The 24,848-nt window shown below is 46.9% G+C and carries 31 protein-coding genes; 8 read left to right on the top strand and 23 right to left on the bottom strand.

The genetic code is table 11. From position 1 onward, the window contains the following. Nucleotides 1-14: 14 nt before the first annotated feature. Nucleotides 15-1,682: a ribonuclease J1 gene (gene rnjA / locus KNO73_RS01845; protein ID WP_015881254.1), complete on the bottom strand. Its 1,668-nt coding sequence runs from the start codon at nt 1,680-1,682 to the stop codon at nt 15-17. A gap of 200 nt (nt 1,683-1,882) precedes the next feature. Between rnjA and KNO73_RS01840 the strand changes: the two genes are divergently transcribed. After that, nucleotides 1,883-2,671, top strand: a complete 789-nt coding sequence (locus KNO73_RS01840; protein WP_205728289.1) for a Cof-type HAD-IIB family hydrolase — start codon at nt 1,883-1,885, stop codon at nt 2,669-2,671. A gap of 78 nt (nt 2,672-2,749) precedes the next feature. Here KNO73_RS01840 and KNO73_RS01835 read toward each other — a convergent pair whose 3' ends face one another. The 5 genes from KNO73_RS01835 to KNO73_RS01815 form a co-directional block, all read right to left on the bottom strand. After that, nucleotides 2,750-3,412, bottom strand: a complete 663-nt coding sequence (locus tag KNO73_RS01835) for a potassium channel family protein (RefSeq protein ID WP_015881252.1) — start codon at nt 3,410-3,412, stop codon at nt 2,750-2,752. A gap of 130 nt (nt 3,413-3,542) precedes the next feature. Continuing rightward, nucleotides 3,543-4,574, bottom strand: coding sequence for a cytochrome d ubiquinol oxidase subunit II (locus KNO73_RS01830; protein ID WP_015881251.1), 1,032 nt, complete (start codon nt 4,572-4,574; stop codon nt 3,543-3,545). 14 nt (nt 4,575-4,588) lie between these two features. Then, nucleotides 4,589-5,977: a cytochrome ubiquinol oxidase subunit I gene (locus KNO73_RS01825; RefSeq protein WP_074037383.1), complete on the bottom strand. Its 1,389-nt coding sequence runs from the start codon at nt 5,975-5,977 to the stop codon at nt 4,589-4,591. Between the two features lie 259 nt (nt 5,978-6,236). Next, nucleotides 6,237-7,358, bottom strand: a complete 1,122-nt coding sequence (locus KNO73_RS01820; protein WP_078146623.1) for an N-acetyldiaminopimelate deacetylase — start codon at nt 7,356-7,358, stop codon at nt 6,237-6,239. Next, a complete protein-coding gene (locus KNO73_RS01815; protein WP_031421506.1) occupies nt 7,355-8,233 on the bottom strand; it encodes a transcriptional regulator CcpC in 879 nt (292 codons plus the stop codon). The genes KNO73_RS01820 and KNO73_RS01815 overlap by 4 nt, the downstream gene beginning before the upstream one ends. Before the next feature lie 108 nt (nt 8,234-8,341). Here KNO73_RS01815 and KNO73_RS01810 point away from each other — a divergent pair, with 108 nt between their 5' ends. After that, nucleotides 8,342-8,728: a disulfide bond formation protein B gene (locus KNO73_RS01810; protein ID WP_078146622.1), complete on the top strand. Its 387-nt coding sequence runs from the start codon at nt 8,342-8,344 to the stop codon at nt 8,726-8,728. Nucleotides 8,729-8,770: 42 nt separating this feature from the next. On the opposite strand, the gene nadE is transcribed toward KNO73_RS01810, so the two are convergent. From nadE to KNO73_RS01770, 8 genes are all read right to left on the bottom strand, one after another. After that, a complete protein-coding gene (gene nadE, locus KNO73_RS01805; protein WP_078146621.1) occupies nt 8,771-9,586 on the bottom strand; it encodes an ammonia-dependent NAD(+) synthetase in 816 nt (271 codons plus the stop codon). 110 nt (nt 9,587-9,696) lie between these two features. After that, complete coding sequence (locus KNO73_RS01800) at nt 9,697-10,494, bottom strand: BsuPI-related putative proteinase inhibitor (protein WP_215111981.1); 798 nt, start codon at nt 10,492-10,494, stop codon at nt 9,697-9,699. A gap of 98 nt (nt 10,495-10,592) precedes the next feature. After that, nucleotides 10,593-10,787 carry a hypothetical protein gene (locus tag KNO73_RS01795; RefSeq protein WP_015881244.1) on the bottom strand — a complete coding sequence of 65 codons (195 nt, stop codon included), beginning with the start codon at nt 10,785-10,787 and terminating at the stop codon, nt 10,593-10,595. Between the two features lie 245 nt (nt 10,788-11,032). After that, nucleotides 11,033-12,124, bottom strand: coding sequence for a virulence factor (locus KNO73_RS01790; RefSeq protein ID WP_015881243.1), 1,092 nt, complete (start codon nt 12,122-12,124; stop codon nt 11,033-11,035). 83 nt (nt 12,125-12,207) lie between these two features. Next, nucleotides 12,208-12,447 carry a hypothetical protein gene (locus KNO73_RS01785; protein ID WP_078146618.1) on the bottom strand — a complete coding sequence of 80 codons (240 nt, stop codon included), beginning with the start codon at nt 12,445-12,447 and terminating at the stop codon, nt 12,208-12,210. Nucleotides 12,448-12,515: 68 nt separating this feature from the next. After that, nucleotides 12,516-13,076, bottom strand: coding sequence for an NADPH-dependent FMN reductase (locus KNO73_RS01780; RefSeq protein ID WP_214812140.1), 561 nt, complete (start codon nt 13,074-13,076; stop codon nt 12,516-12,518). Next, nucleotides 13,063-13,782, bottom strand: coding sequence for an alpha/beta fold hydrolase (locus KNO73_RS01775; RefSeq protein ID WP_214757154.1), 720 nt, complete (start codon nt 13,780-13,782; stop codon nt 13,063-13,065). Before KNO73_RS01775 ends, KNO73_RS01780 begins: the two co-directional genes overlap by 14 nt. Beyond that, the gene (locus KNO73_RS01770) at nt 13,779-14,354 is read right to left on the bottom strand and encodes a GNAT family N-acetyltransferase (RefSeq protein ID WP_015881239.1); all 576 of its coding nucleotides are present in this window, start codon (nt 14,352-14,354) and stop codon (nt 13,779-13,781) included. The genes KNO73_RS01775 and KNO73_RS01770 overlap by 4 nt, the downstream gene beginning before the upstream one ends. 149 nt (nt 14,355-14,503) lie before the next feature. Between KNO73_RS01770 and KNO73_RS01765 the strand changes: the two genes are divergently transcribed. Together KNO73_RS01765 and KNO73_RS01760 are read left to right on the top strand one after the other, a co-directional pair. Continuing rightward, nucleotides 14,504-15,235 (top strand): hypothetical protein, encoded by a 732-nt coding sequence (locus KNO73_RS01765; protein ID WP_078146615.1) that lies wholly within the window; start codon nt 14,504-14,506, stop codon nt 15,233-15,235. Between the two features lie 272 nt (nt 15,236-15,507). After that, on the top strand, nt 15,508-15,795 hold the full coding sequence (locus KNO73_RS01760; protein ID WP_015881237.1) for a hypothetical protein: 288 nt from the start codon (nt 15,508-15,510) through the stop codon (nt 15,793-15,795). Between the two features lie 60 nt (nt 15,796-15,855). On the opposite strand, the gene KNO73_RS01755 is transcribed toward KNO73_RS01760, so the two are convergent. The 4 genes from KNO73_RS01755 to KNO73_RS01740 are packed head-to-tail and all read right to left on the bottom strand — an operon-like array spanning nt 15,856 to nt 17,726. Continuing rightward, complete coding sequence (locus KNO73_RS01755; protein WP_214687874.1) at nt 15,856-16,068, bottom strand: hypothetical protein; 213 nt, start codon at nt 16,066-16,068, stop codon at nt 15,856-15,858. Then, on the bottom strand, nt 16,061-16,597 hold the full coding sequence (locus KNO73_RS01750; RefSeq protein WP_015881235.1) for a hypothetical protein: 537 nt from the start codon (nt 16,595-16,597) through the stop codon (nt 16,061-16,063). Before KNO73_RS01750 ends, KNO73_RS01755 begins: the two co-directional genes overlap by 8 nt. Further along, nucleotides 16,594-17,181 carry a phosphatase PAP2 family protein gene (locus KNO73_RS01745; protein WP_215111980.1) on the bottom strand — a complete coding sequence of 196 codons (588 nt, stop codon included), beginning with the start codon at nt 17,179-17,181 and terminating at the stop codon, nt 16,594-16,596. Before KNO73_RS01745 ends, KNO73_RS01750 begins: the two co-directional genes overlap by 4 nt. Beyond that, nucleotides 17,181-17,726 (bottom strand): phosphatidylglycerophosphatase A family protein, encoded by a 546-nt coding sequence (locus KNO73_RS01740; protein ID WP_015881233.1) that lies wholly within the window; start codon nt 17,724-17,726, stop codon nt 17,181-17,183. Before KNO73_RS01740 ends, KNO73_RS01745 begins: the two co-directional genes overlap by 1 nt. A gap of 175 nt (nt 17,727-17,901) precedes the next feature. Between KNO73_RS01740 and KNO73_RS01735 the strand changes: the two genes are divergently transcribed. Beyond that, nucleotides 17,902-18,411: a YjcG family protein gene (locus tag KNO73_RS01735; protein WP_074035055.1), complete on the top strand. Its 510-nt coding sequence runs from the start codon at nt 17,902-17,904 to the stop codon at nt 18,409-18,411. A gap of 2 nt (nt 18,412-18,413) precedes the next feature. Here the strand turns inward: KNO73_RS01735 and KNO73_RS01730 are convergent, their stop codons facing one another. Then, nucleotides 18,414-18,602 carry a hypothetical protein gene (locus KNO73_RS01730; protein ID WP_015881231.1) on the bottom strand — a complete coding sequence of 63 codons (189 nt, stop codon included), beginning with the start codon at nt 18,600-18,602 and terminating at the stop codon, nt 18,414-18,416. Between the two features lie 83 nt (nt 18,603-18,685). Then, entirely contained in the window at nt 18,686-19,459 is a 774-nt protein-coding gene (fabI, locus tag KNO73_RS01725) for an enoyl-ACP reductase FabI (RefSeq protein ID WP_215111979.1), read from the bottom strand. A 150-nt stretch (nt 19,460-19,609) separates the two neighbouring features. On the opposite strand from fabI, the gene KNO73_RS01720 reads away from it, so the two are divergent. After that, on the top strand, nt 19,610-20,776 hold the full coding sequence (locus KNO73_RS01720; protein WP_214757156.1) for an FtsW/RodA/SpoVE family cell cycle protein: 1,167 nt from the start codon (nt 19,610-19,612) through the stop codon (nt 20,774-20,776). Nucleotides 20,777-20,811: 35 nt separating this feature from the next. Here KNO73_RS01720 and KNO73_RS01715 read toward each other — a convergent pair whose 3' ends face one another. Genes KNO73_RS01715 through yjbM form a run of 3 tightly spaced genes read right to left on the bottom strand, consistent with a single transcriptional unit; the run spans nt 20,812 to nt 23,133 of the window. Beyond that, nucleotides 20,812-21,675, bottom strand: coding sequence for an RluA family pseudouridine synthase (locus tag KNO73_RS01715; protein ID WP_214812128.1), 864 nt, complete (start codon nt 21,673-21,675; stop codon nt 20,812-20,814). A 3-nt stretch (nt 21,676-21,678) separates the two neighbouring features. After that, nucleotides 21,679-22,476 carry an NAD kinase gene (locus KNO73_RS01710; RefSeq protein ID WP_015881227.1) on the bottom strand — a complete coding sequence of 266 codons (798 nt, stop codon included), beginning with the start codon at nt 22,474-22,476 and terminating at the stop codon, nt 21,679-21,681. A 12-nt stretch (nt 22,477-22,488) separates the two neighbouring features. After that, nucleotides 22,489-23,133, bottom strand: a complete 645-nt coding sequence (gene yjbM / locus KNO73_RS01705) for a GTP diphosphokinase (RefSeq protein WP_015881226.1) — start codon at nt 23,131-23,133, stop codon at nt 22,489-22,491. A 109-nt stretch (nt 23,134-23,242) separates the two neighbouring features. On the opposite strand from yjbM, the gene KNO73_RS01700 reads away from it, so the two are divergent. Together KNO73_RS01700 and KNO73_RS01695 are read left to right on the top strand one after the other, a co-directional pair. Further along, the gene (locus KNO73_RS01700) at nt 23,243-23,824 is read left to right on the top strand and encodes a CYTH domain-containing protein (protein ID WP_215111978.1); all 582 of its coding nucleotides are present in this window, start codon (nt 23,243-23,245) and stop codon (nt 23,822-23,824) included. 86 nt (nt 23,825-23,910) lie between these two features. Next, a complete protein-coding gene (locus KNO73_RS01695; protein ID WP_214817399.1) occupies nt 23,911-24,684 on the top strand; it encodes a DsbA family protein in 774 nt (257 codons plus the stop codon). The last annotated feature ends 164 nt before the right edge of the window (nt 24,685-24,848 follow it).

The raw sequence follows: 24,848 nt of genomic DNA, 5'->3' as shown, positions 1-24,848 counted from the left end.
TACAGCCCGTCAAATCATACTTCCATAATAATCGGCAGGACCATTGGGTGTCTCCGCGTCTTTTGTGCCAAGTAAGGTGTGAGGGTGTCTGAGACGAGTTGCTTCATCTCCGACCACTTCATCTGCTTATTGGACAATCCTTGTTCGACGGTTTTCTTCAACAATCGTTCGCCATCACGAATCAGACTACCTGATTCACGCATGTAGACGAATCCACGTGAGATGATATCTGGTCCTGAGACGAGTTTGCGCGTCTTGCCATCGATGCTGATGACGACAACAACAAGTCCATCTTCAGACAGAATGCGGCGATCCCTTAATACGATATTCCCAATATCACCAATTCCATTCCCATCAATATACACAGCGTTCGCAGAAATTTTACCAGTGACCGCAGCCGACTCCGAGTCGACAGCAAGCACTTCGCCATTATCCATAACGAAACTGTTCTCTTTCGGGATTCCAACCGATTCAGCAAGCTCAGCATGCTTTTTCAACATACGGTACTCGCCGTGAATCGGCATGAAGAATTTCGGATTCAGAAGACGAATCATCAACAACTGTTCTTGTTGCGAACCGTGACCTGACGTATGAATGTTCGTCAACTTACCGTAGACAACATCCGCTCCCGCTTTATACAACTGGTCAATCGTCTTCCCGACCGAGATGGCGTTACCTGGGATTGGAGAAGAAGAGAAGATGACCGTATCCCCAGGAATGATCGACACTTGACGGTGCGTCCCATTTGCAATACGGCTGAGCGCTGCCATCGGTTCCCCTTGCGATCCGGTACAAAGAATCGCGATTTCATTCGGGTCGTAGTGACGCATCTGATTCGCCTCAATAATCATACCCTTTGGCACGTTGATGAAACCGAGTTCTTGTCCGATCGTCATGACTTTCTCCATCGAACGACCGAAAATCATGAGATGACGACCTGTCTCGGCACACGCATCGACCACTTGTTGCAAGCGATAGATGTTCGATGCGAACGTCGCAAAGATGATTCGACCGTCCGCTTTCCGGAACGTCTCACTAATCGTCCCACCGACCACGCTCTCACTCATCGTGAAGCCTTCCACTTCTGCATTTGTTGAATCGGACAAGAGACAAAGTACGCCTTCTTTTCCGATTTCCGCCATCTTGGCAAGGTCTGCCGGCTCGCCTACCGGAGTGAAGTCGAACTTGAAGTCACCCGTATGGACGATGTTCCCTTGTGGCGTCTTGACGACGACACCGAGTGAGTTCGGAATCGAGTGCGTCGTGCGGAAGAACGAGATGCTCGTCTTACGGAACTTGATGAGTGAATCCTCATCAATCTCATGGAGCTCCGCCTCACGAAGCAACCCATGCTCCTCAAGTTTAACTTTGATCAATCCGAGCGCGAGTTTCGTCGCATAAATCGGCAATTGTACTTGCTTCAATAAGAATGGAATTCCCCCGATATGGTCTTCGTGACCGTGAGTGATGAATACCCCTTTTACTTTGTCCTTGTTTTTAATCAAGTACGAGTAATCAGGAATCACATAGTCGATTCCAAGCAAGTCATCCTCTGGGAACATGATTCCCGCATCGATGACGATGATTTCATCTTGGAATTGAACAACATATGTGTTCTTCCCGATTTCTCCGAGTCCGCCCAATGCGAACACGGCTGTTTGGTGGTTCTTAACAAACTTCATTTAATCTCTCCTTACTTCAATTATTAATACATCTATGTGAAACATAAGTGATTCTCGAATATGCCCGTAAGATTCTTTTTTCATTATAGCTCATATCATGACAATATTTCACTAACGATGTGATATTCGTGGTAGTTTCCCTATTTCGTGTTATCCTTTTAGTGGGTTCAGAAAACATATTTTTTAGATAAAGAGAAAGAATGGTGAATCAAATGGAAGATCAAAAGGTTGTTTTCTTCGACATTGACGGCACGCTTTTACATGAAGGTAGTTATATCCCGCCTTCCACGATTTCAGCGATTCAAGCACTTCAGGCAAACGGCGTCGAGACGTTCATCGCGACGGGACGAGGACCGGCCATGCTATCCGACATCCCAGAACGTGTCGGGATTGATAGTCTCGTTTGTTACAACGGTCAGATTGTCGTGCACAAAGGTGAAATCGTCTATCGTAACACGCTCTCGAAAGATGCACTCGGTCGCTTGACGACGCACGCTTCTTCAAATGACCATACTCTCGTCTATTTGGGACAGGACCGTGGTGGTGCTTCAAAACCGAACGACGCCATCGTTGAACAATCGCTCGGCGAACTCGACATGCCGATCCCTTCATTCGAACCGAACTTCCACGCAGAAGAGGATGTGTATCAGACGTTACTGTACTGCACGCCTGAAGACGAGCATCGTTATATCAATGCTTATCGTGAGTTCGATTTTATCCGTTGGCATCCTCATGCGATGGACGTGATCAATAAGGGAGCCAGTAAAGCAGACGGCATCCGTCACTTTATTGAGACCAACGGCTACCGTCTGGAGAATACGTATGCTTTCGGAGATGCATTGAACGACTTGGCCATGCTTCAGTATGTAGGGACAGGAATCGCCATGGGCAATGGTCGCACCGAAGCGAAAGACGTGGCGGATTTCGTCACGAAATCCATCCTTGAAGATGGAATCGAGTACGGCCTAAAGGCGATGAAGCTCATCTAAAAAAGACCCTTGGAGTCAAACCGTCGAGTTGGATCAATCGATTCAACGATCGCGGCATCGCTCCAAAGGTCTTTTCTTTTATCTCGAACGAAGTGTGCGCTCTAGTCGATCCAAATCGGTATCCTTCCCGATGATGATCAAAATATCTTCCGATAAAATCATCTCATCCGCTTGAGGAGAAATCAGGACATCGTCATCGCGACGAATCGCGACGATGTTCACCCCGTACTTCGCTCGCAAGTCCAAATCGATGAGGGATTTGTTCGATAACTTGTCCGATGCTTTAATTTCGACAATCGAATGTTCATTCGATAATTCGAGGTAGTCGAGGATACTCTGGCTCATCAACCCATTGGCAATTCGAACGCCCATATCTCGCTCAGGGTGGACGATGTTATCCGCCCCGATTCGACGGAGTACTTTTTCATGGTAATCGTTCGTCGCCTTGACCGTGATGATTTGGACACCGAGTTCCTTTAAAATCAACGTCGTCAAAATGGAAGCTTGAATATTCTCCCCGATGGCGACGATCACATGTTCAAAGTTACGAATCCCTAAACTCTTTAACACATTCTCATCTGTTGTATCGGCAATCACGGCATGGGTTGCCAATCCCATAAACTCATTGACACGTTCCTCATCTGAATCGATGGCGAGGACGTCATATCCATTTGAAGACAATTCTCGGACGATCGACCCTCCAAATCGTCCTAACCCGATGACTGCAAATTCACCTGTCATGATGCTACATCCCTTTCCTACACATGTTCTCTTCTTGATTCTTCGTTCAGTGTAACTGATTCCACTTCAAAACTCTATATAAAAAACAAAACGGGATTCCCTTCAAATAAAGGAAATCCCGTTCTTGCCATTATGCTTTTCCACTCGAGCGTTTTCCTCGTACGTAGTCGTTGTCGAACAAGAACAAACGGAGCAAGAGATAGAGCGCCGGAACGAGTAGGAGCAACCCTAAGATGAATACGATGACAAGTGCCACCGCCATCGACTCGTTGACGACACTTCCATTAATGTCGATATACGGATACAGGATGTATGGCAAGTGAGAGTATCCGTAGCCGAACCATGCCATGAAGAACTGACCCATGACCATCAAGAAGGCAATCCCGTAATTTCGTTTCATATACACGAAGGAGACGGCGATGACGAAGAACAAGAAGCTCATCGCAAACCACCACCAGTTCCCTCCTAGGATGCTTTCGTAGTGCCACGCAGCTTGTGACTTCAACCCAAAGAAGACGAGACCCGATGCGATAATTGTCGGGACGCTCCAAAATAGAGCCCATTTCCGAACGAGTTCGACGGCATTTTGGTCACGTGCCTTGTCCGCATAGAACAAGAGGAACATGGCGCTAATATAGAGGACGGAGACAATCGCCAAGATGACGACCGTCCACGAGTAGAAGTTGGTGAACAACTTCGCTCCGTCAAAGAAGACCCCGTTCTCTGTCTCCGTGATGAAACCGCCTTGGCTGACAGTTAAGACCGTCGACATCGAAGCTGGGATGAGTAATCCCGTCGCCCCATAGAGGAACATATAGAGCGTGCTTTCCTTTGACCCATAGTTGGCGAACGCATAAAAACTACCACGAATCGCAAGCAAGATTAACACGACAGACGCTGGAACGAGCAAGGCCGTACCATAGTAATAAGCAGTGTCCGGAAAGAATCCGACAATCCCGACAAAGAAGAACACGAAGAATACGTTCGTGACTTCCCATGTCGGTGACAAATACCGTTTGACGAGACGGTTCACTAAGTGATCACGTTTCGTATAGCGGCTATAGAAAGCGAAGAAGCCTGCACCGAAGTCAATCGATGCGACGATGAGGTAGCCGTATAGAAACGTCCATAAGACGGCAATCCCTAATTCTTGAATTTGCATGTCATATCCTCCGATCACACTTCATCCGCAAACATCGCTTCACCACGATGCTCGGATTGTTTTAGTTCTTTTCCTACCGGATTCTCTTTGAACAGGCGTGATAGGACAACCACAGTCACTGTTCCGAGTACCGCGTAGAGGATCGCGAAAGCGACAAGCATCCAACCGACGTTCGCTGATGTCGTAGCTGCCTCACTCGTACGCATCAACTCATATAACGCCCAAGGTTGACGACCAAACTCAGCGAAGAACCAACCAAACTCAATCGCCGCCATGGCAAGAGGTCCACCGGCTGCAATCGCAAAGAGCATCGGCTTGCTGAACTGGTTCAAACGTTTAATATATCGTCCGAGTACGAACAGGAAGGAGATGAGCGCGAGAAGCATCCCAATTCCGACCATCGCATCAAATAGATAGTGAACGAAGAGCGGCGGTTGATCTTCTTTCGCAAATTCATTGAGACCCGTCACTTCATAGTTCGGGACACCACCTGCAAGAATAGAGAGGGCGTAAGGAATCTTCAAGGCGCCTCGAACTTCATAGCCACCTTGCCCATCATCTTCTAACCATCCGCCCAAAATCAATTCGGCCTCGGAGGAGGTTTCGAAATGCCATTCTGCAGCTGCTAATTTATCTGGTTGATACTGAGCCAAATATTTACCTGAGAAGTCACCGACAAGCGCTGTCGCGATCGCAAAGATCAAAGCGACCGTCATCGTCAGACGAAGACCTTTCTTATGATACTCGATTGACATCTTGTCGAGTTGATTTCGGCGTTGACGTAACAACTGAACGGCTGCGATCGCAGCTAGAATGAACGCGGATGTTAAAATAGCCGAAGTCAACACGTGTGCCATTTTCGTCGGCATGGCCGGACTGAACATCGCTTCGAGCGGGCTGACATTTGCCAATCGACCATCGACAATATCAAACCCTACAGGCTGGTTCATAAAACTGTTTACCGTTGTGATAAAGAACCCTGAGAACAGTGCACCGACGGCAACCGGAATCCCGAGGAGCATGTGGTGCCACGGATTTTTAAATCGATCCCACGTGTACAAGTAAATACCAAGGAAAATCGCTTCAAAGAAGAAGGCGAACGTTTCCATGAAAAGCGGGAGCGCAATCGTTTGACCCGCAACGCGCATCAAGTTTGGCCATAGGAGTGAAAGCTGCAGACCGATGGCCGTACCCGTCACAACCCCAACCGCTACCGTCACGACATAGCCGCGCGACCAGCGTCGAGCCATGAGCGTGTATTTCGGGTCTTTTTTACGAATTCCTAAAAATTCTGCCAATAAAATTAAAAGTGGAACCCCGACGCCGAGTGTGGCAAAAATCACATGAAAACCTAATGTGAGTGCCGTCAATGCTCGACTCATCAGGACAGGATCTTGAAACATCTATTGATTACCTCCTATCTCTCTCTATCGCTTCGAACCCATGTATGAAACGACAATCACAGATGAATACCCTTCGATACTTACATCATAATGATTTTATATTGCGCTGTAATGTCTCAATGCTCGAGTTCGCAAAATGTTCACATTTGAGCAATCGCCACAAAATCGTCGCTTTACATGAATAAATGTTTCCCTTTTTCTCACTCGTTCACTCCTTTTTGGGCACACTAAAAGCGGGCTCAATCGAGACCGCTTCGTGTTATTGAATCATGACAGTTCGGAAGTAATGGTCGAATAGATCGATGGCCACTTCGATCGAACGTTCATCCGGGTTGAGTGTCGATTGATGGAGTCCTGACCCCATATCGTTCACTCCTAACCAAACCATAAATCCGGGGACCTGTTTCAACATATATCCAAAATCCTCACCCGTCATGGCAGGGACACATGTTTTATAAGAATAGCCGACTTCTTCAACCGCTTCCTCGAATTGATAAAGATAACGTTCGTCATTGACGACTTCGTGATACCGATTGCCGAATTCAAGGTCGATTTGCACGTTATACGTCATCTCGACTCCGGCGATGATTTGACGAATCCGGCTTTCCAGCACGACCATTTCTTTGTCAGACAAGGCGCGGACCGTCCCATCCAGTTTGGCCGTATCGGCGATAATATTTTCTTTCGTTCCTGCTGCGACTTTTCCGATACTGACGACCGCACTTCCCATCGGGTCAATGTTACGAGACACAATCGTTTGCAGTTGCATGATGAGAGCGGCCTGAACGATGACAGCGTCAATTCCCGCGTGAGGGAAAGCACCATGCCCCCCTTTTCCATGAATGGTGATATGGAGCTCTCGCGCACTCGCGAACAACACGCCCGGTCGTGACGCGACCATGCCGACAGGATATTCAGGTGCGACATGTAAGCCGAACAATGCATCCGGGCGGAAGTGATAGAACAATTCTGATTTCGCCATCGGTTCGGCACCACCCGGTCCCTCTTCGGCCGGTTGGAAAAAGACGACAAGGTGATGGTTAAGCGGTTCCTCGACCGCTCGTTTAATTAATCCAAGTGCGATTGACATGTGCACATCATGTCCGCATGCATGCATCATGCCTTCGTGAATCGATGCGAACTCTAGCCCCGTCTCTTCCGTGATGGGCAGTCCATCCATATCGGCTCGATATCCAATCGTCTTCTCACCGACGAGACCATCTACACGGACGAAAAGACCTGTTCGCCAGTGCGTGATATGAACACGTGACGAATCGAGCGATCGAATCAATTGCTCAAGTGTCGCTTGTGTTTTGAACTCTTCATATCCGGCTTCCGGAATTAAATGCAGCTGTCTTCTCGCTTCAATTGCCCAATTCATAACTCAGTCTCCTTCGTAATTTCTTCGACGATCTTCCAAAACGCCTGGACTTGCGCCAGCTCCAACATCGATTCTGTTGAAAGCATCCATGTGTCCCGGACGAGCGGCACGCCACCCGACGACGTCAATGGAATCTTATTCATCTCATTCACATCTTTGATGGTCGATTCCGGAAGAATCGCGAACCCGATTCCGTGTAACGCCATCTGTTTGCATGTTTCGATTTGGTCGACGACAAGCGTCGTCAGAGGCGGGCTCGAAAATCGTTCCTGCCACCACTCTAATATTTCCTGGTAATACGTCGAGTCGCTCTTGAATTGAATAAACGAGCGCTCGTTGTTTTTTAGTTGAGAGAGGTCGGTCATTTTCAGATCGACCAAATGCAAGGAATCAGAGAACAACTTCATCCGTTCCCCTCGCCAATCCGGATTTCCTCGGATGATTCCGATATGGAAATTCTCTTCGAGCATGTAACGCATCATTTCGCTCGACCATCCGGTGACCAATTTGACACGGACGGACGGATAGCGTTCGACGAACGTCTTCAATACCTTGGGTAGCCAATACTGTCCCATGATGGAGGCGACGGCTATTTTCAACGTTCCGTACACTTCTCCTTGGTTGGCCGTCAGTTCGCCCCTTAGTTCTTGTTCTTCACTGTACATCTTTTTGGCGAACTCGATGATTTTCTCTCCATCTGGCGTCAATGCGAGCCCTCTTGTGGAGCGAACGAAAATCTTCTTCCCCCACTGATGTTCGATGGTCACGAGCCGTTGACTGAGCGCTGGTTGTGAGACAAACAATCGCTCGGCTGCTTTACGCATATTCAATTCTTCCGCAAGAATAATTAACACTTCTACTTCCGAAACTTGCATCACGTCACCTGTTTCTCTATCGTTTGAAAGATTGTATACTGAATAAGTATTTGTTTCAATGTATCATATCATGTTTAATCATCAATTTGATTGTTAGGAGGAAATCTGATGCAACGTCATCATTTCGCCTTTATCGTCGCGACCGTCGCGACGCTCGGCAGCCTTTATTTTTCAGAGGTCATGCTCTTTTTACCTTGTAAGCTGTGTTGGTTCCAACGCATCTTTATGTATCCACTAGCCATCTACTACTTGACTATCATGTTGACTGCACGAGACGTCAACCGCTTGTTCGTAGGGATTATGGCCGGTGCCGGATGGTGTATCAGTCTGTATCATGTCATTTTAGAACGGATCCCGAACGGCGAAGCCTTCTGTACGAACGACTGCCTGATTCGTTGGGTCAACTATTTTGGATTCGTCACCATCCCACTCCTCAGTTTCATCGCCTTCACCTGCATCCTGATCATTCAGTTCGTCCCACTTAAAAAAGCGTGAAACAACAAAGGAGAAGCTGTCTCGAGACAGCTCCTCCTTTTTTTATTGCCACCATTCGTCGTACAACGAGGCAGGCATGTGATGCTTGTGGCGTGAACGTTTGAAAATTGTCTCGATTCGCTCGGCGATTGTCGGGTCGATTGTCTTTCCTTCCAAATAGTCGTCCAGCTGATCATACGTCATACCGAGTGCGACTTCGTCAGGAAGTCCAGGGCGACCATCTTCAAGGTCGGCCGTCGGCACCTTATAAATCACACGCTCATGCGCTCCAAGTTCATGGAGAAGTGCTTTTCCTTGACGTTTGTTCAAACCGGTCAACGGTGTGAGGTCACAAGCTCCGTCACCGTGTTTTGTATAAAATCCTGTCACATATTCCGCAGCATGGTCTGTTCCGACCACAAGGGCACCGAATGTTGCCGCAATGTCGTATTGTGCCTTCATCCGCTCACGTGCCTTCGTGTTCCCTTTATGGAAGTCACTCAATTCGAGGCCCGTTGCACGGTGAAACGCTTCAACCGATGCGTCAACAGCAGGCTTGATGTTGACAGTGAACGATTTGTCCGGACGAATGAACTCAAGCGCAAGTTGTGCGTCATGCTCATCGTGTTGCTCACCATACGGCAATCTAATTGCATAAAATGTATACTCGTCACTCGTTTCTTCTCGAAGCTCTTCCATGGCGAGTTGACATAGCTTTCCGGCAAGGCTCGAGTCTTGCCCGCCTGAGATCCCTAGGACGAGTCCTTTCGCACCAGCCCGTTTCACATATGCTTTCAAGAAGTCGATACGTTGACGAATTTCTTCTTTCGGGTTGATGGTCGGTTTGACATGTGTTGATTCAATGATCTGTTGTTGCATGGATTACCCTCCCACTATGCTCTCATTTTGCTTTATTGTCTGATAATCCTTATACCCCGTCAACTAGCGTCTCAAAAAGAAAGACGGAAACAACAGTTTCCGCCATGGTTTTATTGAACTTTAAATGATGTGACCTCTCCACCGATTGGTGTCATCTCTAAGAACAATGGTTGATCTTTCGCCGGTGCTTCATCGAGCAATACCCCAAACGAGAAACCACCGCCGGTCACTTCGGCTGCACCTTGAGCGTAAACATTATGTCCGTCTGATACAGACCACTCAAACTCGACCTCATCCGTATACCCGCTCACTTGAATCATCGTGTCATTCAAGTCAATTTGTACATCACGGAACGCGCCGTCCGACTGCGGCTCTGTAGCAGGCGTTTCTTCCGGTGTTTCTGACGTACCTTCATCCGGAGTTTCTGTTGTAGTAGATTCAACGGTGAACGTCGTCTCATCTGTCACAGCAATTTCAGGTGCTCCGTCAACTTGACCGAGCCCAATCACTTCGACCGAATATTCGCCTGGTTCTAATGTCAATGGAAAGACTTCGTCGAATACTTTTTTATCATTCGCTTCCCATTTTTCCTCAATTACAGATTCTGTGAACATATAATCACTTCCGTAATCAAATACGGTTTGATCCCCTTTTTTGACAACTAACTGAAAACGTTGCGACGAATTAAACGTTACATCGACTGCTTCCTCATTTGGGTTTGTCATCGAAATCGTAGCTGATAACGTTTTTGCCGAAGCATCGTATGCCATTTCCGTGTCGAGCGTCAATGGAGCCGGTGGTTCAGACGAATCACTGTTTACTTGACTCGGTTTCGCCTCTTCTTTCCCACATCCCGCTACGACTAATAAGATTGCCGTCACTACGGCGAGCAACCAAGTTTTCTTCATGAATCCCACTCTCCTCAACAAAATAAAAAACGTCTATAGCACTAGTGTATACAATGTGCAGACGTTTGTAATGATTTTCCTTATATTATTTACCTTTTTTACGAAACTTTAGTTTGTTCCATGTATTGTTGCCAACCGGTCATGAACAATGAATCTGCGATATCGAGATCAGACCGGACTTGAGCCGTGATAGAGAACGTCTCACTGTGCATCGACTCAAACGTGACGACCATCGTTTCTCCTACTACTTCCTTATAAGCTACAAGTTCAGGCGTTTCTGCAAACAATATCATAAGTATGGCTCCTTTGTTCATCTGTGATAAACCTAGTGTACCAATCTGAAACCAAGATATATGTCCTATCGTTCGACAGCACAACAATGACATTTTACCTATTGTCGAAACGTTTACATCAAATGTTAGTCAATTGGGGAAATGTGCATATGATTTCATGAAAAAAAGGAGCAATCCGTACTACAGACGCTCCTCTTTACCTTAAATTGTAAATCAATTTGATTCAATACATGTCGAACGAAATCTCATTTCGACCGGTTCGAAATTTGTTGCCATACTGTCCCGAGTGCTGTCTCGCCGCTCGTGATCCGCTCTTTCGCAAGTCGCGCTTGTAAAGAGACCTCGAACTCGCGGTCTTCCTCCGCAATCGACAAGGCAGGTACAGCCCGCTCATCTCCACAATCGAATAAGAAACGAGCCGCTCGCCAACGTACGAGTTTGTTTTTATCCTTTAACGCCTCAATCATGGAAGGTTGGGACTGAGGTAATGCCCAGTCGGAGACCGTATCCCCAGCCGTCCGCCGCACAATAGGAGAAGCGTCCACTAAGGCTTGTTCGATATATGTGACATATTCCTCACGTCGCTCTTCAAACATCCCGATCATGACGACCGCCTGTCGACGGATTGCCATCACGGAATCTTCCAAGGCACGACGGAAATAAGGCATGTTTTCATGTTGGATTTCGAGTTCATCCAAGAATGCCATCCGATCTTTCCAATTATCCGACTGAAGATGGTTCGCGTTCGCCTCAAAATCCGCTTCACGACCAAATGCTCGGGCCACGATCCGCTCGATGCGCTCTTCAGGATACGCCGCTTCCAATTCTTCTTGTGCGACGACACTGACTTCATCCAATTCACCATAACGTGGGGCTTGTTCTACCCAACGACGGTCTTGAATGACATTCTTCACTTGTGCTTGAACTTCCATCGCTGCATCGACGAATCGTTTCGACAATCCGATTCGTTTTTCCTCGTCCCCTTTGACGAGTTTTAATTGCATCGGTACATCGAGCACGAATTGAACGGATACATGGACCGGTTCATAGTCCGTATCCATCTTTGTGGATTCGACTTCCTCAACTTGTTCCCCGAACGCCCGTCGGATCTCATTCATGACGTCATGCCAATCATGTTTCGGATGTCGCTCGACAGCGAGAAAATCAGACACGGCGTAAACGGATTTGACGCCTCGAAGCCCGATGATTTCTTGAATGATGGCTGGGGCATCCGTACTCGCTTTGTCGTACGTTGTGCCTCTCCCTTCAAACGGAGGGTCCACAATGATTTTCAAGTTATTCGGACTTGGTGTCGGTTCGATTGCTACTAGTTTCATCCTCATCACCTCACTCTTCATCGTGACGAAAATGACAAAAAAACGCAAGCGAGTCGCTTGCGTTCGATCAACCATCTATTTACTTAAAACAACGCGATAAACTGTTGGAGTGAATACGTCGTCCCATCCACAGTAAACGTGTCGTCCTCTGAAATCGGTTCAAGGAAGAAACGTTTTTCACCATCTTCTTTCACGTAACCAAAAATATGATTGGATTGATAGAACAATTCAATAATCGTCATCCGTCCAAATGTCATCCCATCGTTCATTACCGCCCGATCACCCAATTCGCCGCCATTGTACAGTTCGATGTAAGTTTCCATTTTGGTGTCGCTCCTCTTGTGTTTGTTTTCACAATTCCTTTCTATCAAACAACATGAGCGACTTCAAGTTAATTTTTTGCGTTACGCTTCCAAAATTCAATCCATTTACGATATTCCAATAATGTTTTGTTGATTTGATTAATCGACTTCTCATCATGCAACCCTCTATCATCAATCTTTTCTTTACAATGCGTGATGAAAATTTCATTTCCCGGTAAAACATTTGCACGATTTGTGGCAAATACTTGTCGGAGATGGATTTGGCATCTGGCGGTTCCAAGTATGCCCGGCGAGGCCCCGGCGATCATGACCGGTTTATCCCGAAGTGGCGTTCCTGGCTCGAGCGAAAGCCAGTCGATTGCATTCTTCAGGACGCCCGGGATGCTATGGTTATATTCAGGGGTGACAATCAATAACCCATCAGCTTCCCGAACAGCTTGCTTCAATGCGGCCACAACTTCCGGTTCATCCGGATCAATCAAATCGTCATTGAACAGTGGAAGTTCGATGGAGACGACTTCAATGTCGAAATCCTCTTGAGCCAGTTCAATGATCGAATGCAAAAGAGCAGTATTGAAAGATTTCTTGCGAAGACTTCCTGACATAGCGATTAATTTATAGGTTTCCATGTTCTACCTCCCGCATCCATTCGTTCACGATTTTCGCTTCTTCTTCAGGGGCTTCCATCATCCCCATATGACTGAACGGAACGATTGCTTTCGTATGTCGTGACGCACCTAAAAACGCCCGCTCCTCATTCATATTCGGGTCTTTTGAGCCGTAAATGAATAGGCCGGGGAGGTCAGTCGTTTCAACAGTGTCCACTTCGTCTTCACGATCGCGGATTGCCTGTTGCGCGTTCACGATTCCCTCGACCGTCATTTCATATCCGATTGCGATCGCTTGTTGGATGAGCGCCGGGTCGGAATCGCTTGAGAAGACATTTGGAATCATTCCGTCAATAAACGGCTCGATCCCTTCTTCGATGACTTGATTGATGGCACCGTTTCGCTTTTCCCGCGCCGCTTCTGTATCAGCGGCCGCCGTCGAGTGAATCAATCCAAATCCCGATATTTCTGTTCCATAGCGACGCACGAGGTTAGTCGTCACATAGCCTCCGAAAGAATGCCCACATACGAGCGGACGGACAAGACCCCGAAGACGAATTTCTCCGATGACCCAGTCCGCAAATTGATCCATCGTTTCTGGTCCCACGTCCGTCCCGGCATGACCAGGTAATGTGAGCGCGTGAACTTCGGCATTCAATAACGGTTCCAACTGTTCAAAGTACTTTGGAGAACCACACAGCCCATGTAGCAATACGAGTGCTTTCATATCATCGAGTGCTCCTTTTCTTCCCATTCTGTTTTGAGTAGCCGATACATCGTCAAATCCATGAATCGGCCATGGCTATATGCATAATCTTGTAGAAGTCCTTCTTCAATAAATCCCAATTTTTGAACGAGTCGATTCGACCCTTCATTCCCTGGTGCGACCAACGCAGAGATTCGATGAAACTTGAATTCTTCAAAACCATATTGGATGACAGCTGAAGCAGCTTCGAAAGCCACCCCTTGTCTCCAATAGTGAGGAGAAACCTCAAACCCGATTTCGGCGCGATAATATTGGGGCGTCCAATTATGAAATCCAATCGTTCCGACCAATTCGTTCGTCATCCGATCGCATATCGCCCAACGAATGGCCTTCCCTTGCTGAAATTGATCCTTAAAGTAAGCGATCACGTTCTTCGCCTCATAGACGGCAAGCAACGGGTCCGACCCATAATATCGCATCACTTCCTCAGTGGATAAAATGGTATAAAGTGCTCTAGCATCACGCGGTTCTAGCTCTCGCAGGATAAACCGGGGCGTAGCGAGCTCAGGAAAACTCCGTTTTAATCCCCACATGTGGAACCCGCCTTTCCTATTCGTTTCCTCAATTATACTTCTATTTTCCCAAATGTATCGAACTCAACCCTCTCGTACCGTCTCAAGATGGCAGAAAACACGTGTTTTTGCTACTATAATCGTAGTATGTCAAACTGAGGGGATACCATATGTCAAAACAACTCTTTTATTTGAAGCAAGACCGGGACGTCCAACGCTTCACACTGCATGGTGTGACGTTGGCGGATGTAACAGAAGCGCTTTCCGTGACGAGACCGATGATTATTTGTCGAACGGACATCAAAGGGATGAGACAATCCTCGAGGTCGCGTTTCCGTTATATTGAAGCGCACGAACTATCTTCGTTCTCGTCTAAGTATTTGAATAACCAAACAACGTTTACGGCGATCGATTTTCCGGACTACAATACGCTCGAAACTCTGTCCGATCATGAAATTGCAGAAATCTTGTTTTTAAGTCATATGGAACGCGGAATCAAGAAGCCGTTCTTGGATTCGCTCGATAATGAGATTGTGTTCTTCAATGAAGCAAACGATCGACATAGCAGTCTTTATATTCGCGATTGGTCGACAATCAATCATTTCGTCCAAAACATGTTGCAAAGTAAACTCGATCGTGACATTCGTAACATCAGTTTTGTTCCGATTCCACTTCCCGTCATCGATGAATTACTCGATTTGGCACCTCAAGGTCTGATCATCGATTTCGATCATACGAAACGCAGTTTGTTCAATCGACAAATCGTCATCTCATTCTATGTAGCGGGCCGTTATGAAGACATGTCTGTTCTTGAAGAAGACTTCGATGCGAAGAAAGAATCCATCGCCTTAAAAGGGCAATTGTTGTACCGTCGTCGTACATGGCAGATTGAACGATTATAAGGTCATACATGTAATGAATAGTTGTGAACCTCTGGAAATGAGGTTCTTTTTTGTTATTTTCAGACCGATTGTTTCAACCTTATGCCTATACTGGACAGGGTTGAACGCTATTCTTAAAAATTGATAACAAATTGTCTTAATTTTTTGTTAAATTAACACTTTTCTTTTTCGAACGAGGCGTTATACTAGGAATAACCTTCTGGAGGAATGGAAGGCAATATAGAGAAAGCGAGGTGAAAATCTATTCATCACGCGATGGATAGATACACGAAATGGAACAACTGAAAGTACAAGGAGTCTCATCGTTCACCAAGTTTGCGACGAATGGAAAAATGCTGAAACTTAAAGATGCTCACGCAGGGGAACAACGCATTTCACTACAGGATGCGACGGATATTCAAGTCTCTCTGCTCGACGAAGACCATTCGCGCTTCACTATATTTGGTCACGCTCACCCTCTTGTGGAGCTGACCCTTCCTCACAACTCTTGTGAAGTCCTCTATGCTTGGTTACTACACAAGATGAAACGACAAAAAATCAAACTCGCTTCAAACGCTTAAACAAAACAAGGTCTGCTCTCCATGTGGGAGGCAGACCTTGTTGTTTTGACTGAAGTCATTTCATTCCTTCGTTTCTTCCAATGATGAATTCGCCGTGACCGGGTTTCTGCGATAAATCGTCACGCCACCATGCTTGGCCTCTCCTACTACTTGAAAGAGCCAGCCTTTCTCAATCAAAATGGTTCGAACGGATAAAAAATCTTCGCGTGGCACGTTCACTTCATCCACTTGTTCGTCCAATAATTGTTGAAATGTCATTTCCCAATCAGTCATGTTGATTCTCCTTACGTAAGTCTTCATCATGCATCCATTCAAATAGACGACGTCCTGATTCTAAGCGATCCGTCTTGTCTAACAATGTTGCCGGGACGATCCGCGTCGCATCAATCGACTCATCACCGGCAAAAGCGACAGGTTCATTCGTCATCTGTTCAATATATTGAAGTGCAAACAATAAAATCGATTTTTCTGTATCCAATCCACTTTCCCGTAGCACAACATCAAACGACTCATCTCGTTTATTGTCCACTAGTAACGTCCGTCCCCCGTCGAGGAGAGCCAATGATGGCACAGCATCGACATGAAATACTTCATATGCGCGATAGGTCTGCTCATCACACAGTAAAAGGGGAACAAAACGACGTCGGCTCGTCCATTTCTTTAACTGAAACAAAATTTTCATCGAGGTGAACCACGTCGCCCCATCTCGATCTTTTTCCACTAAAATTGTGGGAACTGATGCTTCATCCGCTTCTTTTTTTTGAACGAATAACCATTTTTCTACATCTACCACGACGATCAAATCGTTTTCCTCCTTATGATCCATTCAGACAATGCAATCATCGTCAACGCAAAGAGCCAACCGCCGAGCACGTCACTGAAGTAATGAACGTTCAAGATGACACGGCTGAGCGAAACCGCGAGGACGAGACATAAGAGAATGAAGATGACGACTTTCGACTGTTTCTTTCGATACAGTACATAAGCTGTCAATCCATATAGGGCCAGCGACCCTGAGGCGTGTCCACTCGGAAAACTGTATGTCGTTGCATCAAGGGATGCATCAATGAGCGGTCGATCGATTCCGTAGACGAGCTTTAGCACCTGTGTAAACAGAAGTGTCCCAATTCCAACGAGCGCTAGTCGCCACGCTTCGATACGGTCCCCGCGCCAATACCAAAACAACAACCCTAATATGGAGAGTCCCACAATGACCTGTGCACTCCCGAGCTCTGTCACGTAGGCAAACACTCGATCCGGTAGCGGTTGTAACCATTCATATACGAATGTGTTCATTGGATCGACCGCCCCTAAAACGACAAACACCGACACGATCACATAAGCGACCGTCCCGGTGATGACCACCATTTGCGGTGTCCACTTCATCAATACAACCCTTTTCTTTCACGCATCTCTTCTTCTCCGAAATCGACCATATCTCGCAATCGATGCGCTAATCGTCCTGAAGCGTTGGCAGCGATGGCACCGACGAGATCGTCCATGAACGTATGCACTTGCCCATCATCCATCTTCGTGTCTAGTTGTTTGATGATACCGATTTTTGCCTTGTCTAAGTATCCGAAAGTCGTAACGGCAATCGAACCATATGTGTTGACGGCACCGATCGCAATCGTCTCGTCCACTCCAAATAAACCTTCGTCTGAGGCGATAATCGACAGAAGCGGTTCAGATAATTGGCCTTTTTCAGCCAACATGTCGAGCTCTGAACCAACAAGAATCGCATGTTGTAGTTCACGTTTGTCAAGAACCGCCTCGACAGAATCCATACAATCTTTTAAAGAAAGATGCGGCGAGTAAGGTGCCTGCATCTGGTATACGATTTCAGCAATCGATTCAATCGTGACCCCGCGTTCGAGCAAACGAGCACGAGCCGCTTCTCGGACGTCACGTGAGTGTGGTACGTGTTTCATAATAGGCGCAGGATCGAAATCCCGCTTCACATCCCTTCGTTCAGAGAGTCATCGTCTCTCTATATGATATAACCATTATACTGAAAAATTGAAAAAAGACGAACCCTGCTTTGACTTCCCACATTAAATCGGTCATCATTAACATGTAGGTTAAACGATCAAAGGGGGAAGAGGAATGAAGATTGGGGTAGTCTTATTTCCGTCTAAACAAGTGCAAGATTTTGCGAACTCTTATCGAAAACGCTATGACACAAAATACGCGTTGATTTCACCTCACGTGACCATTAAAGAACGGACAGAGGTATCAGAAGAAGACTTACCGAAAGTACTCGAGTACTTGCAACAAGTTGCGGATTCGACTAAACCGATTCAGTTAAAAGTCGATGGCGTTCGGTCTTTCGCACCAACGAACAATGTCTTGTATTTAAAAGTGTTGCCGACACGTGAACTGTCTGCTCTGCAACAGCGACTTCACGAAGACGTGCTCAGCCAAGCACCGAAATATGAATTCTTGCCGCACATCACGATTGGTCAAGATTTGACCGATGCAGAGCTGTTCGACGTCCTCGAACGTATGCGTATGGAGCAGGTTCATTTCGAAGAGACGATCACTCGGATGGCCGTCATGTATGAACTCGAAAATGAAACATGGAACGTCTATGAGACGTTCCGTTTCCGAGGCTAACCTTATATGCTCCGGTCGACATAGCGACCGGGGTTTTTTTCTTGCTCTTCTTCAAGCCATTCTTCACGTCGAGGTCGGATTCGTTGGACACGCTTGATTCGTGTCACCGGTTCGATGCTCGCTCGACCTGATGGCTGGACTTGTCGGTTGACGTATTGCACGACAGTAAAATCAATCTGATAAGGACCCATGATCTGACCTCCTTCATAGGTCCTTACCCGATTTATTCACGAGGTAATACAAAAATGGCGCATCACTGCGCCATTCCCCAAACTTATAAAATATGGTATCCGCTATCTACGTGAATAACTTCGCCGGTCACGCCGCTTCCCATTCCCGAGAGGAGGAAGAGACCTGTCGAAGCCACTTCTTCTGCCGAAACGTTTCGACGTAACGGCGCCTTCTGTTCAAGTTCAGAAAGGATACTGTTGAAATCGCCGACCCCTTTGGCTGACAATGTACGAATCGGACCAGCTGAAATGGCGTTGACACGCACACCGTGGGGACCGTATTCGTTCGCCAAATACTTGACGCTCGAATCAAGGGCCGCTTTAGCGACACCCATCAAGTTGTAGTTCGGAACGACACGCTCGCCGCCGAGGTAAGTTAGTGTGATCACCGAGGCGTCTTGTGCGAAGTAAGGCTTCGCCGCTTTCACAACTGCCGTCAAACTATATGCTGAGATGTCTAACGCCTGTGCGAACTGACCACGTGTCATTTCTGAGAACTCACCACGCAATGCTTCTTTGTCAGCAAACGCGATCGAATGCGCGATTCCTTGAATCTCACCCGCTTGTTCGTGAATCGAACGGAATGTTGAATCAATCGCTTCGTCATTCGTCACATCACACTCAAGTAGAATCGCTTCTTGCTTCAACTCACTTGCGAGTGACTCGAGACCCGATTTGAATCGTTCTGCCGCATACGTTAACACGAGCTTCGCCCCTGCTTCATCAAGCATTTTGGCAATGGCCCATGCAATCGAGCGCTTGTTCGCAATCCCCATGACGACGTACGTTTTATTCGTTAATGTTGGAAAAATTGACATCATAAACTCCCCTTTTTTAGTACCTGGTGATAATATCTGTTCTCAGATTACAGAAAGGTTTCTGTTTTGTCAACCGACTCGTTACGTATTGCGATTTTTTTAAGTTGCGGTAAGATAAAATACGTATAGAAAGGGTGATTCGACTCCATTATGAACCGTATACAATCATATTTTAAAAGTTTAGATACGACACTGTTGACCATCGTCTTCCTATTGATGATCATCAGTCTCGGTGCAATCTATACCGCTCAACCGATGTTGCCAACGCGACTTCAACATATCAACTTCGCTCTTGAACAAGGCATTCGTTATGTCATCGGCTTTTTTGCGATGTTCGCAATCATGACGATCGAATATGAGCAACTCCGGAAAATCCATTGGTACTTATACGCATTCGGTCTACTTCTGCTCGTCGGTCTGATTCCGCTTCGTGACACGTCGCTCGTACCGAACATCAATGGGGCATATGGATGGTATAACGTACCTGGATTCAGTTTCCAGCCGGCCGAATTCATGAAGCTCTTTTTATTGATTTCCATGTCGACTATCGTCTACGAGCACAATAAACGTTATGGCTCGTCACAACTCGATACGTGGCTCCTCGTGAAACTGGTATTAGTGGCCATCCCGCCGCTCGGTCTGATTGTGACACAACCGGACTTAGGGACCGGGCTCGTCTTGATGACGATGCTCGGCGCCATCATCATCGTCTCGGGAATCGGTTGGAAGTGGCTTCTCGGTCTCTTCAGCGCCGCGGCTTTGACCATCGGCACGTTCATGTATCTGTTCTTTGCCCATTTCGAAGTCTTGCAAGCATTCGTACCTGGACACGCCCTCAACCGCTTCCAGGCCTGGATATATCCATACGAATATTCAGATGACTTGGCATTCCAATTGATCAAATCGCTACAGGCGATCGGTTCTGGACAGATGTTCGGAGTGGGATACGGCCAGGGCCTCGTCTATTTACCGGAATCTCACACGGACTTCATTTTTGCTGTTATCGCAGAACACTATGGGTTCATCGGCGCAGCTCTCGTGATCATCGTCTTCTTCCTATTCCTCTATCGGATGATTCACATTGCATTAGAGTCTAGTAGCGCGTTCGGAAGTTATATCGTCACCGGCGTTATCGCCATGTTCACGTTCCAGGTGTTCCAAAACATCGGTATGACGATCGGTGTCTTGCCAATCACTGGACTCACCCTTCCGTTCATCAGTTACGGGGGGACAGGGATTATCATGAACATGATTGCCATCGGTCTCGTCATGAACGTTGCCTCTAAATCAAAAACCTATATGTTTGATGATGATTGACAAAATCCCTCAAGGTCTAACCTTGAGGGATTTCTTTATATAGTTCGAAAATCTTCCGGAATCGGCGCCTCAATCTGAATCGTATCTCCTGTCATCGGGTGAATGAATCGCGCAGACGCGCTGTGAAGGGCGTGACGGGGCATACGAGCCGTCCCCCCATACATAGAGTCCCCAATGAGCGGATGACCGATATGGCGCAAATGCACGCGAATCTGATGGGTCCGTCCCGTCTCGAGTCGAATCGTCAATAACGAGCCGCTCCCAAACGGCTGACATGCGAGGATGTGCGTGATGGCGCGTTGTCCCTCAGTTGTCACGACTCGCTCCATAATCGAGTTCTCGGCACGCCCGATCGGTGCATCAATCGTTTGTGGCGTCACTTCTTTTTCGACCAATGCCTTATACGTACGCATCAATCCATTCGCTTTCTGAAGTTCGCTGAATCGATGATGGATGAATCCGTACTTTGCAAATAAGACGACACCGCTCGTGTCACGATCGAGTCGATTGATCACATGAATCGCAGATGACAGACCGATGCGTTGATAATAGCCAAGTACAGCGTTCGCAAGTGTATCGGTCGGATGTAGTCGTGATGGGATCGTGGCAATCCCTGCCGGTTTATCGACCGCCAACAGCGTATCGTCTTCATACAGAATTCGAATCGGTCTTTCCGAAGCGACCATGTCGAGTGATGGGGATTCGGGCGGGAATCGGACGATTACTTCATCTCCTGGTTCGAGTTCATGCCTTACGGTGCGGTGCATGCCATTCACTTCAATATCGCCTTCATGCTTCACGAGCGTGAGCATCTTTCGAGAAATGCCCATATCTTGCATTAAAAAGTCGCGAAGTGGGATGGCTTTCTCCACAACGCGACGAATCGTAAACCCTTGCATTCGTTACTTTCCTTCCTCGATGAACGATTCGCGAACTCGGCGCCAGAATGGGAAGGGCCGGAAACGAGCGAACGTCACTTTTTCTTTTGCGACCGCGCATCGAATCGAGACGACATCCGACCAGGACAACGCTTCCTGATGGTCAAACGCCAATTCAAATTCGGTTTTCGTGTGCGGCTTGATTTTCACTTGATGGTGTTTTGGTAAGAGAAGCGGTGCGCCAATCGTTCGATACACTAGGTTGTTGATCGAAGCCATCTCGGTCACTTGAATGGCTTCGATCGATGGGTGAACGATCGCTCCACCGAGTGCCTTATTATAGGCGGTCGAACCCGATGGTGTCGAAATACATAACCCATCTCCACGGAACGTTTCAAAGTAATCGTCTCGAATCGATAAATCACAGACGAGCGTTCGCTTGTAGTTCTTAATCGTACAGTCATTCATCGCCAATCGACGATCGGTCTCTCCGTTCTCATAGTCAATGAGCACTTCAACGAGCGGATAGGAGACTGGCTCGAACGATTCACTCGTGATCATCTCCGTCAGTTCATCCAACTCATCCGGCTGCCAATCGGCATAAAAGCCGAGATGCCCGGTATGAATCCCGACAAGTAGCGTTTCATCGAGTCGGTCGATGTATTTATGAAACGCCTGTAACATCGTCCCGTCCCCTCCGACCGATACTACGATTCGGGGTTCTTCCGATAATGTATGTCCGGCGGCTTGAAGTTTTTCAGTCAGTTCCTGGGCGATTTCCGCTGATCGCGTATCTCCCCTCGATACAATCGCAAACTGCATATCGGTTTCCCCCTAGTCTTCATCCGTTTTCACGTTCATCTCTTTATCCCGAAACACTTGCTGGGCATCCTGAATTTCAACGCGGAGTTGGCTCATCTCGGCATCGAGTAAAAAGGCCGCCTCGGCTGCGCGTCTCAATCGTTCCTGCACTTCAAGAGGCATGTCGCCATCATATTTATAATTCAATGAATGCTCGATCGTGGCCCAGAAATTCATCGCAAGCGTGCGGATTTGCACTTCCACGAGCGTCGGGATTTCACCGTGAATCGTTTGGACCGGGTACTCGATGATGACATGATACGATCGATAACCCGAATCTTTCTGATGGGTAATGTAATTCCGTTCTTCCACTATTTTAAAATCTGTTCGACGATGTAGCAAATCCAAGACGTGAACGATATCATCGACAAATTGGCACATGATTCGTAATCCTGCTATATCTTGCATATCCGTCGCCAATTCATGGTCAGCGATATTCTTTCGTTTCGCTTTCTCAAGAATGCTCCCGACCGGTTTCACTCGACCTGTGACAAATTCAATCGGAGAATGGTCATTTTGGGATTTGAACTGCTTACGAACGGCTTTCAATTTGACTTTCAACTCGTCTACCGCAATTTGATACGGCACTAAAAACTGATCCCAGTTCACTGATTGCATACGCTGTCACCACTTTCGTTCTTTTCCGGAAAAAACGCGTCCTTTCCGTATGTATCCGTTTGTATGGTATCATAAACGAACAATTGTTCATAGAATGGAGCGATGATTCATGACCCAAGAAGTGGAAATTGAATTTAAATCAATGTTGACGAAAGACGAATATGAGACACTCCTACGTGCCTATCAGCTTGATGATCAGGTTCGTTGGCAAGCGAATGACTATTTCGATACCCCTTCCTTTCAGCTAAAAGCGAACGGGGCGGCACTTCGAATTCGCGAGAAGAATCAAGGTCAAGTGCTGACGTTGAAGCAACCAAACGAGGTCGGATTGCTTGAGACACATGCCACTATTACAGAAGATGAGGCTGAGGATCTGTTTAAGTACGGTATCATTCATGACGAGCAAATGAAACAGGCACTGGCCCCGTTCCAGCTGAATGCACCACTCGAACACCTCGGTCGACTTGAGACGAATCGGGCAGAGTTACAGATAGAAGACGGTCTACTCGTTTTGGACGAAAGCCATTATTTGGAGACGAGCGACTATGAAATAGAATTTGAAGTGACGAATGAAGAAGAGGGAAAACGTGCGTTCGAAGGACTTCTTGCAAAACACGGTCTCCCCTATCGTCCCGCCAAAAATAAAATCGTCCGATTCATGGAATTAAAAATGAGTCGGTTGGAAGGTTGAGCAGATACATTGCCAACCTTTTTTTTTCGTTGCTACAATGAGTTTACAAAGTTAAATGAGTTTTTTGACGAGAGGAGGCGACACAAATGGAACTTGAACAATGTAATGGGTCATCCTGTTCACTGGAAGAAACTCCTATTCAAGTAACGTATAAGCCATTGGAGTTATTCTATTTTATGGACATCTCAAGTCCTGAGAACTTTCACGTGATGACACTGATCAAAAAGTTAGAGATTGAATACGGACATGTGATTCGTTTTCGAATGGTCTCTACCGTTCCTAGCTGTGTTGGCGGATGTCAGGAAGAAGTTCGCCTTCTCACCATGATCAAAGCGCTGGAATTACAAGGGAAACGTCATGCGATGCGCTTCTTGCGTCATTTGCATGTGAATGATCTATTCTCTGGTGAACAACTTGGTTCAATCGATTTATGGGAAATTGCACGTTCTTTCGAAGAGTATGGCCTTGATTTAAGTGAACTTGAAGCCGATCTTCAATCGAACCAGCTCTTGAATGCATTAGCTGTCGACCATCAAGTGTTGAAAGATTGGGAGATTGAGTCATTGCCCGCACTCACGTTCGTGACGCGCGATGAAGCATTGAAGATTGAAGGGGTATATCCGTACGATGTCTATCAATCGGTCATGACTGAATTGTTAGGTTATGCACCGAGCCGTACGACCGATTGGGATGTAGCCAAAGTGTTGGCACGCTATGATGCTTCGACCATCACAGAGCTATCGTACATTCTAGACATGGAGAAGACAGTGATTGAACGCGAATTGAAGAAGCTCTCCCTGCAACAGCGTTGCCGTCCTGTGCCAGGATGTAGCGGTGAAGCGTGGGCTCAAACGAAATAAAAAAGAACCCCATGGCCGGGGAGCCATGGGGTTTTTGACGTCTCAAGCGGGGACAAGAGACATCGAACCTTGAGGCCCGGGGAAGGCCTACAAGATGGGAGAAAGTTTACGGTCAATAAAGGGGTTTGTGATTGATTTCACACTTATAATATACCTAGAACAGA

The sequence above is a fragment of the Exiguobacterium sp. s83 genome (assembly GCF_018617095.1).
Classification (GTDB): Bacteria; Bacillota; Bacilli; order Exiguobacteriales; family Exiguobacteriaceae; genus Exiguobacterium; species Exiguobacterium profundum.
The sequence above is the reverse complement of the archived record's forward strand: the minus strand, read 5'-3'. Positions and strand labels throughout refer to the sequence as shown.